This is a genomic window from Terrimonas alba (assembly GCF_042434975.1).
GTDB lineage: Bacteria > Bacteroidota > Bacteroidia > Chitinophagales > Chitinophagaceae > Terrimonas_B > Terrimonas_B alba.
In genome coordinates this window covers 69,560-82,945 of sequence record NZ_JBHMQM010000008.1, presented here as the reverse complement: position 1 = coordinate 82,945, position 13,386 = coordinate 69,560, and the positions used below count along the sequence as shown (strand labels likewise).

The 13,386-nt window shown below is 40.6% G+C and carries 11 protein-coding genes; 8 read left to right on the top strand and 3 right to left on the bottom strand.

The window, feature by feature from the left end; all coding sequences use genetic code 11:
- Positions 1-21 precede the first annotated feature (21 nt).
- Positions 22-1,113, top strand: coding sequence for a hypothetical protein (locus tag ACFEL9_RS21535; protein WP_385894477.1), 1,092 nt, complete (start codon positions 22-24; stop codon positions 1,111-1,113).
- A gap of 152 nt (positions 1,114-1,265) precedes the next feature.
- On the top strand, positions 1,266-2,090 hold the full coding sequence (locus ACFEL9_RS21530) for a hypothetical protein (RefSeq protein WP_385894475.1): 825 nt from the start codon (positions 1,266-1,268) through the stop codon (positions 2,088-2,090).
- Between the two features lie 4 nt (positions 2,091-2,094).
- Here the strand turns inward: ACFEL9_RS21530 and ACFEL9_RS21525 are convergent, their stop codons facing one another.
- The 3 genes from ACFEL9_RS21525 to ACFEL9_RS21515 all read right to left on the bottom strand — a co-directional run bounded on the left by ACFEL9_RS21525 (position 2,095) and on the right by ACFEL9_RS21515 (position 7,263).
- Complete coding sequence (locus tag ACFEL9_RS21525) at positions 2,095-2,505, bottom strand: DUF1801 domain-containing protein (protein WP_385894473.1); 411 nt, start codon at positions 2,503-2,505, stop codon at positions 2,095-2,097.
- A gap of 150 nt (positions 2,506-2,655) precedes the next feature.
- Positions 2,656-6,195 carry a chromosome segregation protein SMC gene (gene smc, locus ACFEL9_RS21520; protein WP_385894471.1) on the bottom strand — a complete coding sequence of 1,180 codons (3,540 nt, stop codon included), beginning with the start codon at positions 6,193-6,195 and terminating at the stop codon, positions 2,656-2,658.
- Positions 6,196-6,558: 363 nt separating this feature from the next.
- Positions 6,559-7,263 carry a 3-keto-disaccharide hydrolase gene (locus tag ACFEL9_RS21515; protein WP_385894469.1) on the bottom strand — a complete coding sequence of 235 codons (705 nt, stop codon included), beginning with the start codon at positions 7,261-7,263 and terminating at the stop codon, positions 6,559-6,561.
- Positions 7,264-7,617: 354 nt separating this feature from the next.
- On the opposite strand from ACFEL9_RS21515, the gene rbp reads away from it, so the two are divergent.
- The 6 genes from rbp (at position 7,618) to ACFEL9_RS21485 (ending at position 13,193) form a co-directional block, all read left to right on the top strand.
- Positions 7,618-7,887, top strand: coding sequence for an RNA-binding regulator (gene rbp, locus ACFEL9_RS21510; protein WP_385894467.1), 270 nt, complete (start codon positions 7,618-7,620; stop codon positions 7,885-7,887).
- A gap of 123 nt (positions 7,888-8,010) precedes the next feature.
- Positions 8,011-8,556, top strand: coding sequence for a hypothetical protein (locus tag ACFEL9_RS21505; protein ID WP_385894465.1), 546 nt, complete (start codon positions 8,011-8,013; stop codon positions 8,554-8,556).
- A 292-nt stretch (positions 8,557-8,848) separates the two neighbouring features.
- The gene (locus tag ACFEL9_RS21500) at positions 8,849-9,109 is read left to right on the top strand and encodes a short-chain dehydrogenase (protein ID WP_276502291.1); all 261 of its coding nucleotides are present in this window, start codon (positions 8,849-8,851) and stop codon (positions 9,107-9,109) included.
- Between the two features lie 71 nt (positions 9,110-9,180).
- Positions 9,181-10,254: a 3-oxoacyl-ACP synthase III family protein gene (locus ACFEL9_RS21495; protein ID WP_385894463.1), complete on the top strand. Its 1,074-nt coding sequence runs from the start codon at positions 9,181-9,183 to the stop codon at positions 10,252-10,254.
- A gap of 57 nt (positions 10,255-10,311) precedes the next feature.
- The gene (locus ACFEL9_RS21490; RefSeq protein ID WP_385894461.1) at positions 10,312-10,758 is read left to right on the top strand and encodes a cold-shock protein; all 447 of its coding nucleotides are present in this window, start codon (positions 10,312-10,314) and stop codon (positions 10,756-10,758) included.
- A gap of 491 nt (positions 10,759-11,249) precedes the next feature.
- Positions 11,250-13,193 carry a T9SS type A sorting domain-containing protein gene (locus ACFEL9_RS21485; RefSeq protein WP_385894459.1) on the top strand — a complete coding sequence of 648 codons (1,944 nt, stop codon included), beginning with the start codon at positions 11,250-11,252 and terminating at the stop codon, positions 13,191-13,193.
- Positions 13,194-13,386 lie beyond the last annotated feature (193 nt).

Below are 13,386 nucleotides of genomic sequence, written 5' to 3'. Positions count from 1 at the left end.
ATTCGTTAGTTTTGATGCTTCATGAAACTGGTACGACAAAAGAGCTGGCTAATTCTTTTATTATCTGTTTTTTGTTTTTCTGTCACCTCCTTTTCGCAAGGCGTTACAGGTATCTGGCGGGGCTATTTTATTGCCGACAATGGTTATCAATACAAGTTAGAGTTCCAGGTAAAGCAAAATCCCAGTGCGGCTGTAGCAGGGGTTTCCTACTCATGGCAGGATGACATTCGTTTTTATGGTAAAGCCACTATGACCGGTAGCTATATCGGCTCTTCGCAAAATTTCAGAATAAGAGAAATAAAAACAGTAGAAGTCAGAACCGGCGGACTTGGCGGCGGTACCTGCATTATGAATTACAACCTGCAGTATTCCCGATCCGGCAACGAGGAGTTTTTAGAAGGTACCTACCTGGGAAAACAGGAAGTAAAAGAAGGTCCAAATCCTTTTAACTGGGGTGACTGCGGAGGCGGCAAAGTTTTTCTTAGAAAAGTGACTACTTCTGAATTTTACATTGAACCTGCACTGCGACCAAAAAAGAATCAACCCAAAAACAATCCACCGATTGTTAAAAAGTCGACTGAAAAACCACTTACTCCACCACCTGTTGTTAAAAAAACAACTCCAAAAACAACAACCCCCAAGACAGGCATAACCAAGAAGCCGGATACTCCGCCGACAAAAATCCTTGTTGACAGCACTAAAAAGTCGACACCGGAAATCAATAAACCAACAACAAAACCAATCGTCATCACACCATCAGTATTAAAAACCAGGGAAAATAAATTGGCCCAGTCCATCATTGTAAGCGATCCTGATGTAACTGTTAAACTGTACGATAATGGCGAGATCGATGATGACACTATCTCGGTCTATCTCAACAAAAAACTTATTCTATCCAATAAAAGATTATCAGCCGCTCCTATCAAATTAAACTTATCCATGCAGGATGATGAGGACCAGGAGCTAACAATGGTAGCCGAAAATCTTGGGCGCATTCCTCCAAATACTTCACTTATGATAGTGGAAGCAGGCGATCAACGTTTCGAAGTTCGTATCACTTCATCAGAACAGAAGAATGCGGTAGTCCGCTTTAAGTATCAAAAACCGAATTAAAGAAGCCGGAAGCCAGAGATCAGAATTTTGTTTCAGAAGTAAAACTTAGTATTGTGACTCGTTGACCTTTATCATCTTGTGCTTCAGGCCTCTGTCTGCCGTTTCTGTAAATTTTATTTCACCTTCCGGTTTTTCATTTATTTTCATTTTCGATGCGACGTTACCTGTTAATAATTATCTTTTTCACCAGCTCTTTCGGTTCCGTTTTATCACAACAGATAAATGGCTTTTGGAAAGGCATGCTGGTAATGGAACCCGGTGGCTGCTTCCCTGTTTATAACATCGAATTTCAATTACAAATAGAAGGCAATAGAATACGAGGCAATTCCTATCACTACTCCGACACCACCAACTACGTTAAAGAAGAGTTTGAAGGTTTGTTTGATTCAGTAGGCAGGTCATTAAGCATTGACGAACAAAAAGTATCTGTATTTCGCATCCCGGCTGATTGTATTCCCTGCATAAAAAAATATACCCTTACCTATCATACGGATGGAAAAGAAGAACAGTTGAGAGGATCGTGGACAGGTAAAACCATGGATGGTAAGAGCATTTGCCCATCTGGTACCATTGTGCTTACCCGTATTCAAAAATCAGCTTTCAAACCAGAGGTACCCCCTGTATTGATCGAAAGAAAATTAGACCTCGTAAAAGAAATCAAATGCGACACCGGAACCCTGCGGCTTGATTTTTATGATAATGGTGTCATCGATGGAGATACAATTTCAGTCTATGTTAATGATGTGGCAGTTGTTTCAAGACAGGTGCTGGCGACAAAACCTATAACGATCTATGTAAAAATTGAATTGAGCAAACAACGGCAGGAAATGGTGATGGTGGGAGAAAATTTAGGCGCTATCCCGCCAAATACAGCGCTGATGATCGTCGATGCCAATGAAAAAAGATACCAGGTTTACCTGACTTCAGACAATAAAAAAAATGCGATGGTCAGGTTTATATACGAAAAACCAAAATGAATGGTTATTTTTTCTTAGCTGCAAAAGTTTTATCCAGGGCCGCAGCTTCCGCTAATATTTTAGCAATAGGCTTTTCATCAATTTCCTCTACAGATTTAAATATCTTATAAAAAACCTGTTTGTTTGTACCATGCTCAAGATAATGATCGTCATCATTCAACCTGTTGCCATACCAAAATCCTAATAACACCCCTTCTTTTATTCCTCCTCTTAGAATGCTTGCCGGCCAGATAATACAAATGCTTCTGTTGCCGTAGAAAAAAGGAACATTATAAGCTATTTTTTCTTTGCAATAAGCAGGCAGCAATTCACTCACAATTTGCCTTAGCACATCAACAATTATTCTCTCATGCTCCGGAATGAGCTCATAGAGTTGAACAATGCTTTTTACTTGCGGAAAAGAACCTGTTTTCATGAAATAATTTTTACCTATAAGTCATCAATTTATTTCAATTTCATATTTATTTAAAAGACTTGTGAGAAAACAGTAGAATGAAAAAAGTCCTGTAAAAAACAGGACTTACTAATTTATAAAATTTATTCACCTCTCAATTGTCACCACTCACTAATTCTGGCTCTGGTTCAAATTTCTGAAATCGACACTTACCAGTTTACTTACTCCCGGTTCCTGCATTGTCACTCCATAGATTACATCCACGGTACTCATCGTCATTTTATTGTGGGTTACGATGATGAATTGTGAGTTATCACTGAACTGGCGGATCATGTTGGTAAACTTGCTTACATTGGCATCATCCAGCGGCGCATCCACCTCATCCAAAATACAGAACGGTGCCGGTTTGATCAGGTAAATGGCAAACAAGAGTGCCGTTGCAGTCAATGTTCTTTCTCCTCCACTCAACTGGGTCAACGAGGTAGGACGTTTCCCCTTAGGTCTCGCTATTACGTCGATACCGGTTTCCGCTAAATTCTCAGGGTTTTCGAGTACCAGGTCACACTGATCGTCTTCAGTAAATAGTGTTTTAAAGACCTTGATGAAATTTTCCTTTACCGTTGTAAATGTTTCGAGGAATTTTTGGTTGGCGGTTGCCTCAACTTCTTCAATTGTTTTCAACAAACTTTCCTTCGCAGTTACAAGGTCATTTTTCTGTTCTACAATAAACTCATAGCGCTTCTTCATTTCAGTAAAGGCTTCGATTGCCGTTGGGTTTACTTCACCCAGGTTTTCCAAACGCTTTTTCATCCGGTCGGCTTTCTCCTGCAATTCCTCAACCGTTGTCTCTGTGTTTCGTTCCTGGTCAAGAATATCTTCCAGTTGAATACGGAACTCCACATTCAACCTCTCCTTTGTTCCTGCTAACTGCAATTTCAACTCATTCAACTTGTCTTTAATTGCCGCCAGCAAATGTTCAATCTGTTCTTTGTCTTTTACCTTATGGCGCAACTCGCTTTCTTTTTCACTTAATTGGTTGCGTAAATTATAATAGGCCTGGTCGGCTTCGTTCAATGCTCTTTCTTCCTCTTCTTTCCGGCGCATCAGCTCAATCAATCCTTCTTCAATTGCCTTCAACGATTCTTCCGACTGGCCAATATTGCTGCCTGTATCAGCTAACTGGGTCGTATTGTTTTCAATTTGTAGCTTCAGATCATTCAATTGGTTGCTTTTAAAAGTCAACTCCTGTTTTAATGCGTTGATCTTGCTTTGCTGCCTGGTCACATTCAGGTTAAACTCGTTGTACTGGCGGGTTGCTTCACTATACTCTGCCTCTACTGATTTAAAAGCCTCATCAGCTTCTGCCAGCCTGGAAGAATTGGCTTGTAATTCTTCATTCAATTCTGCCAATTGGAAGCGGACACTTTCTACGGAAAGCTGTGTCTGCTCCATTTGCTGGGTCAACTCTTCCCAACGGTTTTGACTACTGGCTTGCAATGAATGCAGATTTTCCAATTTATTATGCAGCGCAAAAACCTGGTTGGTCAGGTGCTGTATTTCTTTCTCTGTTTCACGGATAGCTGATTCACGCAAGTCTTCGTTAAAGGCAATTACCTCATTATGTCTCGACTGGATATCGCCGCGCAGTGACTCTACCACGGCATCCTGTGCTGCGATCTCATCCTGTAATTTTTCGAGGTTTTTGGCACGACCGATTTTCTTTCCTTCAATCAAACCAACACTACCACCGGTCAGTGAATATTTTCCCTTTACATACTTGCCACCTTTTTCAATGATCACAAAACCATTGCTGTTTTCCAAAGCATCTTCATTATCGGCGATAAACACATTACCTAATAAATGTTCAGCCAGTTTCCTGTATTTATCATCTACTTCTATCACACTCATAGCAGGAATACCACCTTCCAGTTGATGTCCATCAGCCGTAGCCGAATCATTAGCGGCTACTTTATCCAGCAGGAAGAAATTGGCCTTTCCTTTTTTGTTTTCATCCAACAGGTGTACAGCCTGCAGGCCTTCCTGCAAATTATTTACTACATAATAGCTGAGGTAGGGCTCCAATACATTTTCCAAGGCGGTTCTATATTCCTCTTTCACATACAACACATCAGACAGTATCGGCGATTCATGGTTCCAATTACTATTATTATGCAGGAACTTCACACTGTCCGGATAACCCTCCATTGAGTCAATCATGCTCTTAAGCAGGTCATGTTCATTCTTCTTCGCATCCAGCTTTCTTGTTTCCTCCGCCAGCTCATTGCGAAGTGAATCAAGTATAGATTGCGTTTGTAATATTTGCTCCTTAGTATTTTCATTGTGCTGTTGCAACTGCTCAAGATCTACTTTTTTTATCTCCAGCTCTTTTTCATGCAGCATTCTCTCCTGGTCAAGGCGATGACGTTGGTCATCACGTTGAGCTCTTTCTTCTTCTATTTGGGTGATAGCTCTTTGCAGGTTTTGAACAGACGTATCTGCTACCGCCACCTTTTTCTCTGCATCAAACTGGTTGCGCTGGATTTGCTGATAAGATGTACGGAAAGAATCTACAGCTGCTCTTCGTTCATCCACTACATTTCTCTTGGTATCCGCTTCTTCCCGCAGTTGAGCTAATCGCTCCGTTAAACCGGTCAGCGACTTTTCCTCCTCTTCTACCTGCAGGCTTGTAAACGCAATGCTTTCATCGATGCCCTTTAACTGTCCCTCGGCCTTTTGCAAAAACTCTTTGAGGCTCCCTTCTCTTTCTTTTAAATACTCGAGACGCTGCGCAGAAAGATTCTTTTCATTTTCTTTAGTCCGCACAGTTTGCACCAATTCGTTAAACACATGCTGCATACTTTGCAGGGCTCTTTCTTTTTCAATAAAAGCCAGTTTTTCCTGCTCCAATGCAGCTTCTTCGGTAGCTACTTCAGCCTCCAGTCTTACTTTCTTATCTGTTTCTATTTCCTGTTGCTCATTCAGTTCTTTATAAGTGAGATTAAAGCCTTCCAGCGCCGCCTTTGCCAATTCGATGCTTACTTCGCGGTAATCTTTTTTGATCTCATGATACTTTTCCGCCTTTTTCGCCTGGCTTTCCAGTGATTTTAACTGGTTGTTGATCTCAAACAAAAGGTCCTCGATACGGGCCAGGTCCATTTCGGTAGCATCCAGCTTTTGCTTTGCTTCTTTCTTCCTCGTTTTATAAATGGAAATTCCCGCTGCTTGTTCCAGCATGCGGCGGCGGCTGTTGTCTTTGTCTTTGATCAGGTCGTCCACCATATCAAGGGCTATGATGGCATAGCTATCGGTGCTGACCCCGGTATCCATAAAAAGATTTTGGATATCCTTTAGCCGGCATTGCACATCATTCAGGCGGTATTCACTCTCGCCGCTTTTGTAGAACTTACGGGTAACTGTTACAGTATTGAACTCTGTTGGCAACAGGTTTTTGGTGTTTTCGAATGTCAGGCTCACCTCGGCCAGCCCACTTGCAGAGCGGCTCTTGGAGCCATTGAATACCAGGCTATCGAGGTTCTCGCTTCGCAACTGGCTGATCTTTTGCTCCCCTATCACCCAGCGGATGCTATCCACGATATTGGACTTACCGCAACCGTTCGGTCCTACGATGCCCGTGATATTTTCGTCAAAGTTGACAATCGTTTTATCGGCGAAACTTTTAAATCCCTTGATTTCTAAGCTCTTTAATCTCACTGTTTTCAGGTTTTTAGTAGCGGCGAATTTAAGGTAAAGAGGAGTAAAACAGGTTTTAGCTAACAAGCATTTATTCACAAGGGATTGGTAAAAATGGGGAGAAGAATCCTGATCTTGACGAAGGATTGTTTTACCAGCACCTGTATTTCATGGCATCACCTGTTGTGTCACTCCCTTGTACGTTCCGTTTTCATGGCATCATAGTTCTTGGAAAATAACGGTTTATTCTTCATTTTCCCACATGGAGAATAAGAAAATTTAACCACGAGTTCGAATATTCGTTGTTTTTGAGTTTCCTGATTTGTATAGTAGATTTTTGAAACTAAGTAGAATGGCAATTTATTATGACGAAGACTCAAAGAATTAGAAGCTTTTACCGCTAAGCTTTGTTATCGGTGTTAACATCACCTTACGAAATTCCACTTCTGAACCTTCGGCCTGCAAGGCAATATTGCCTTTACTGGCAGTAGCATTAAAACCATAATTTACCAGGTCTTTATTAACCCAAACTTTAATAGAGTTGCCAACGCACTCAACGGTCATGCTGTTCCATTCTCCCAGTGGATTTTCAGAACTATCTGTAAGATTTTTAACCCGCCGTTCTTTGCCTTCGGTAACGCCCCAGCCAGCTTTTGGTCCACGGCGGGTTTCCATATCAGGCACGGTAATGTCTTCCCCAATGCACCAGAAATCACCTGCATTTTTATGCATCAGTTGTACCTCTATTGATTTAGGAAACATCTTATAAAGAACCCTTGGTGTAGATGCAAACACCAGCACACCACAGTTTCCGGGCTTGGCAGCAAAACGATATTCTACTTCCAATCGGAAATTTTGATACACTGAATCGGTAATCAGGTGACCTTGTGGTGTACCGAGGCTTACCAGCAATCCATTCCGAATGATGAAAGGATTAATAGCTGCAGCATTAGTATCCATTTCGGGAACATCAATATGCCAGCCGATTAGATCCTTTCCATTGAAAAGACTATATGATTGTGCAAAAGAAGATAACGTACCAAAAAGAATTGATAAGCCTGCCAGGATTTTTATAATGCCCTTCTTCATTTATTAAAATATTTTATTACAGGAAAGTTAATGAAAAGACGGATGAGTTAAATTCCTGACAGGAGCCGTCAATTTATCTAAAGTATCTTCAGATAAGCTCCGATTAAAAATCGGGCTGTATTTATTAACCTGTCTTTTATAAACTTGCTGCATTTGTATTTCGCTGAAAAAATTAATTATCCCATTCCCGGATTTAAAGCCTATCTTCATTTCGTGATAAAAAGTTCTTCCAACATTCAGTCCTGATCAGTTTCAATTTTTACTCTTCCGCTTTAGTAATAGTTATTCTCCTCACTACTTTTTGCTGTAGTCCTTTTTCACATTCAATTTATTGTATTATTAAATTATTGTTTTATGAACATGTACGTTTCAAACCTGAGTTTTACTACATCAGATGCAGACTTGAAAAAATTATTTAGTCAATTTGGTGAAGTTTCTTCAGCAAAAGTCATTACAGACAGGGAAACCGGCCGCAGTCGTGGTTTTGGCTTTGTCGAAATGCCATCAGACACCCACGCAAATAGTGCTATCAAAGCTCTTGATAATAAAGAAATCGATGGCAGGGCGATGAGTGTTTCTGTCGCAAGAGAAAAAAGTTCAAGGCCAGATAATAAAAGATGGTAACCAACCACAAGCCGGCAAAAGAAGAGTTATAAATCTCCTTTTCTTTTGCCGGTAAATTGACGACGGTAGCACCCGCTGTGAATATAACCGGTATATTTTTCCCCAATTTCACCAACGGCAAGAATGAACAATGATACTATTGTACAGTTTGTTTGCTTCGTCACCAATCTTGATGCAGCGGAGTTTATACCGAAATGGAAATATTTTGCTCAAAAACTCGTCGTTGAGCAATTCAGGCCGGCGCTACAGGAGAAAATGGCAAAAACAATAACCCGGTTTCGCTATATTTCACAACATGAATGCGACGAGAACAATTTTTATTTTAGTTTCATGAAGGGAAGAACTTCCGAGTTCTTTCCCGAACATGCCGTAAAGGTGATCAATGCCGGCGGTTACCTTCCGCTTGAGTTAAAAAAAGGATACAAGCAAACAAAAGAAGAAGTCCGGTTGATTGCCTGCATAAATATCTACGACACAGGCCTTGATCATTATCGCCGACTTCCCTTATACCTCCATCTCAATATTTACAAAGCCTACTATGAAAGCTGTCTTTACAGCCATATCATGGAATTTATTGTACCAGCCATACACGCCGAAGAATTGGAGCAAATGCTTAAACATTTACCGGATACGGAAACCGGCATCTACCGGGCATGTGTGGTAGCCTGATTGCCATAACTCCCGGGTAATTGAACCTTGCACTTAAAAAGAGAGCTGCAACTTGCCCAATTAAGCCTATCTTTGCACCTAAAATTTGAGTTTTATGGCTCTTGTAAGCGAACAATAGCTTCCTGCCACCTCGTATTATTCTTTTACACCTGCATTCTTCTCAAATACACCAGTGCCCAAACTCAATCCTGCCATTAAGATTTTCAGTCGGTAATAAGCCGGGGGATGGGTTGTAAACTAAGCATGATGTAGATTTTTTTGTTTTATATTCTTTAATTAAATACATACGTTGATGACAGTTGAATTGATTGAAAAATTTGTAGCAAACAAGATTAAAAAAGGTGAATCGGTTAACATTCACTTCAAAGACCGGCACACTGTGACCGGCTTATTCATTCACGCTGTTGATTATGATGAGCTGAAATCAAAAAATTTCTGGCGGATTATAAATAATCAAAATCTTGCTCAGTGGAAACAAACAAAGGATATGAACCTGGCCCGTTTGTTCAATGGAGCTTCATTTACCCGGCTGTCAGAAAGCGAATCGAAGTAAAACAAAGCCGGCGCCAGTAGCAGAGATTGCTGCCGGCTCATATTTTTGTGACATAAAATCAAGTGTTGAGTATGTTTCGATCTGTTATTACCGGAACTGGTTCTTATATTCCACCACATATCCAATCGAATCTTGATTTTGCCAGCCACCTTTTTTACACCGAAAACCGGCAGCCGTTAAATACGCCGCCTGCTGAGGTAATCGAAAAATTCAGGCAAATCACTGGTATCGAGGAAAGACGCTATACAACGGACGACTTAAATGCTTCAGATATAGGAAGCCTCGCAGCCAAAGCGGCGCTTGCTGATAGTGCAACAGACCCTGAAACAATTGACCAAATAATTGTTGCACACAACTTTGGCAATGTAATTAAGGATACTGTACAAACCGACGCTGTACCATCTTTAGCAAATCATATAAAGCATTTACTGGGGATACAGAATCCGGATTGCATTGCTTATGATATCTTATTTGGTTGTCCCGGTTGGGTGCAGGGTTTAATACAAGCTGACGCTTTTTTTAAAGCTGGCATTGCTAAAAAAGCTTTGGTCATCGGAACAGAAACTTTGTCGAGAGTAATAGACATGTATGACAGGGACAGCATGATCTTCAGTGACGGGGCAGGTGCCGCTGTTGTGGAATACAAGGAAACAGGTGTAAATGGTGCAGGAATACTTGGCGCAGCGGCAAAATCACATTCGTTAAACGAACTGGATTATATCAGCCTTGGTACTTCATACTATCCCGATAGTGATTCCCGTATCCGGTATATTAAAATGAAGGGGCGTAAAGTGTATGAATATGCTATGAAATACGTACCCGATGCAATGAAAGATTGTTTGAATAAATGTGGCGTGCCGATCCATGAATTAAAAAAAGTGTTTATTCACCAGGCAAATGAAAAGATGGATGACGGGATCATAAAAAGATTGTACCAGCTTTATGGTATCGACAAACTACCAAACGATATTATGCCGATGAGCATACATTGGCTTGGTAACAGTTCAGTGGCAACAGTGCCTACCTTATTTGACCTGGTACGCAAGGACGAAATGGACTCTCATCGTTTAGCACCTGGCGATATCATTTTATTTGCATCGGTGGGTGCAGGCATGAATATAAACGCTGTTTGTTACAGGTATTGAAAATCCAATTTCAACCGGATATCAATTTTCACTTAATTAAAAAACTTAAAAAATACTATGGCAACATCCTGGAATAAAAAGGAAAGAGAAAAGAAAAAGCAATTAGACAAAAAGAATAAAGCCGAAAAAAAATTGGAGAGAAAAGAAAATGCCAAAAAAGGAAAAAGCCTCGATGAGATGATGGCATACCTTGACGAAAACGGCAATCTAACTTCTACTCCACCAGATCCAAGCAAAAGGATTATAATTAATGCGGAAGATATTGAGATAGGCGTGCCTAAGCTGAAAGACAGAGATCCCGCCGAGTCCCTGCGAAAAGGTGTTGTCACCTTTTTTAATAATGAAAAGGGATATGGATTTATTAAGGACAAGCAAACCATGGAAAGCATATTTGTGCATGTTAATTCAGCTATTGATGAAATAAAGGAAAATAGTGTCGTCCTGTTTGAAGTAGAAAAAGGTCCCAGAGGGTTGCAGGCAGTAAACGTAAAACTCGGTAGCTAAGCTTTAACAATTTCGGGTTGCGACAAGATTAATTAATTACTCAATTGATGTTGTCGCAACAGCGTTCCTATGAATCCTATAGTCTTCTCCAATTTTTTGATCAGACATTTTTCGAATCCCACCGTTTACAGTAAAACTACAATAGGATAAACCGGTCATCTACCTAAAAATATCCAAGCCCTGGTAATCATTTCTTCAAAAAGCTCAGATCTTCCCCTGAATAATTTAATGGTACAGGCAATAGCTTTAGTAATTTTCCCATAAACTCACGTTATCTAAAACACCCGGTCAAAAAATAATTATCCGAACCAACAAGCATTAAAAGGCTGACACGCAAATAACTATGCACCAACCCGGTTTAAAAAGAAATTGGTATAGGGATTTTTCATCGTAAAAAACTTGCACTGGTAGATTTTCTTTTCTTGTTTTGTGATTAATACTGATTCGCAGACGGTTTTTACGAACAGTATTCCGTATAAATACCTAACCTTATGAAGAAAATTGTACCCTTTACCGCATTTTTATTAATGGCCTGCTTTTCTAAGGCCCAAATTGTAACTCCGTTTATCAAAGCAAATTTTGGGGTTGACGCTGATCTGAAAGCCAATTTTTTTAATGGTTCTCTTTCTCCCGGCAATGATGACTGGTTTAATGACGGCACACCTGGCACAGGTGTGTTTGTTATTGATACTACCGGTGCCGCAGCCATGATGAGCCAATACATAGCTGATCCCACGTTGCGCAAAAAATCATTTACCCGCGGTATGAACTACCCCATGTATTCCACTGTTAACGGCAAATTTTTGTATGATGCCCTTTATGTAAGGGATCATAATAAAAACGATTCTACAGCCTTTGTCAATAGTAATAAAAACGGTGAAAGCCCTGCAGTTTGGAGTGGCGCAACAACACCGATTCCTGTCAAAAATGATATTAATGACGTAATGGTCCATGTAAGAAGAGATGGACCATCTTTAACAGACTCATTATGGTTTTTCGCAGGTGTATCAATACACGGGAGTACGGGTAGCCGGTATTTTGATTTTGAATTGTACCAGACTGATATTTTTTTCAATAAAGCTGATAGCAGTTTTTATAATTATGGTGCAGAAGCCGGGCATACGGCCTGGCAGTTTGATGCAGTGGGTAATGTAACAAGACCCGGTGATGTCATCTTCACTGCTGAATTTAGTAATGCAGGGCTGGAACTGCTTGAAGCCCGCATTTGGATTGACAAAAGCTCGCTGTCACTAACACCTGCACCGTTTTCCTGGAACGGCGCCTTTGATGGAGATGGAACATCAGCTCAATATGGATATGCGAGTATCAAGCCCAAAACCGGCGGTATTTTTTATGGCGGCAACCAGTGCACCAATAATACCTGGGGAGGTCCGTTTGGCTTTGTGGATGTAACCAATGTATCTATTACAAATTACGCCAGCCCTGACTTTATGGAGATCGCGGTAAATATGACAAAACTCGGTTTGGATCCTTATACCATTCTGGGTAGTAGTTGCAATCTTTCTTTTAGAAAAGTTTTTGCAAAGACCAGGAGCTCCAATTCTTTTACATCTTCCCTGCAGGACTTTGTAGGCCCTTATAGCATAGCCCGTCCGGAAGAAGCTGTAGTCGCCGGCAATCTTTCTCTTTTCTGTGGTAGCGGACCCGGATTTTCACAGTTGTCAGTAGTAAATCCTCTTTCAACATCCACTTATAACTGGTCAACTACAAATGGAAATATTGTTACAACGCCAGCTGAGGGAACAATCATCGTAGCCAATATGCCGGGTACTTATATCGTTACCCAAACTTTGCATAGCGGATGTTCCCCCTATTCCGCTGACACTATTGTCCTTATTAAAGACTCGAGCCGGTGTATGATATTGGCGGCAGAGGATTTACGGCTGAATGCAAGAAGTAATAATTCAGATATTTTAGTAACCTGGACCTCCACTGCTAAAGATGTTCTCAAATATGAAGTGGAACGCAGCACTGATAACCGATCTTTTCAAACCATTGGTAGTATTAATGCCATTAGCAATAACGCAGCTGAAAAAAACTACCAGGCTATTGACCAAATAGACCATCTAAACGCCGGGAAAATTTACTATCGTTTAAAGATCACCTCTATAAATTTCCAGGTTAATTATAGTAAAATTATAAGCATAAAAAACAACAACGGGCTGGCGGCCGATTTCACTATAACACCCAACCCAGCAAGTGATTACTTACAAATTTCTTTCAGAAAAATGATGAAGGCAGGAATGTCAGTGAGGATCTACAATAATTTTGGAACTGAGGTCAAAAATCTGCGGTTAAAGAATGAAAATGAAAAAATCAGCCTCCGCGAATTGACACCAGGAATTTATATCATCCAGGCCTTTGCTGCTGATGGTTCGTTTAAAGCCCAACAGAAATTATTGGTAGCACGATAAGAAAGTTGTCATCGTTTGAAAAAAGGAGTCATTACCACATGACTCCTTTTTTATTCAGCAACCTGTTGCCCAGGCCAGAGTGAATTAAGATAAATAATCATAACGACGATATCCCAGGTCATAATTCATTGTTCGCTCATTCGCCGTGCAGCCGGAAATCATGTAAAAAAGCCGTTGAAACAATAATCCACCC

Coding starts and splice junctions, on each gene's coding strand:
- ACFEL9_RS21535 (WP_385894477.1), top strand. CDS start 22: ATGAAACTGGTACGACAAAAGAGCTGGCTAATTCTTTTATTATCTGTT.
- ACFEL9_RS21530 (WP_385894475.1), top strand. CDS start 1,266: ATGCGACGTTACCTGTTAATAATTATCTTTTTCACCAGCTCTTTCGGT.
- ACFEL9_RS21525 (WP_385894473.1), bottom strand. CDS start 2,505: ATGAAAACAGGTTCTTTTCCGCAAGTAAAAAGCATTGTTCAACTCTAT.
- ACFEL9_RS21515 (WP_385894469.1), bottom strand. CDS start 7,263: ATGAAGAAGGGCATTATAAAAATCCTGGCAGGCTTATCAATTCTTTTT.
- rbp (WP_385894467.1), top strand. CDS start 7,618: ATGAACATGTACGTTTCAAACCTGAGTTTTACTACATCAGATGCAGAC.
- ACFEL9_RS21505 (WP_385894465.1), top strand. CDS start 8,011: ATGAACAATGATACTATTGTACAGTTTGTTTGCTTCGTCACCAATCTT.
- ACFEL9_RS21500 (WP_276502291.1), top strand. CDS start 8,849: ATGACAGTTGAATTGATTGAAAAATTTGTAGCAAACAAGATTAAAAAA.
- ACFEL9_RS21495 (WP_385894463.1), top strand. CDS start 9,181: ATGTTTCGATCTGTTATTACCGGAACTGGTTCTTATATTCCACCACAT.
- ACFEL9_RS21490 (WP_385894461.1), top strand. CDS start 10,312: ATGGCAACATCCTGGAATAAAAAGGAAAGAGAAAAGAAAAAGCAATTA.
- ACFEL9_RS21485 (WP_385894459.1), top strand. CDS start 11,250: ATGAAGAAAATTGTACCCTTTACCGCATTTTTATTAATGGCCTGCTTT.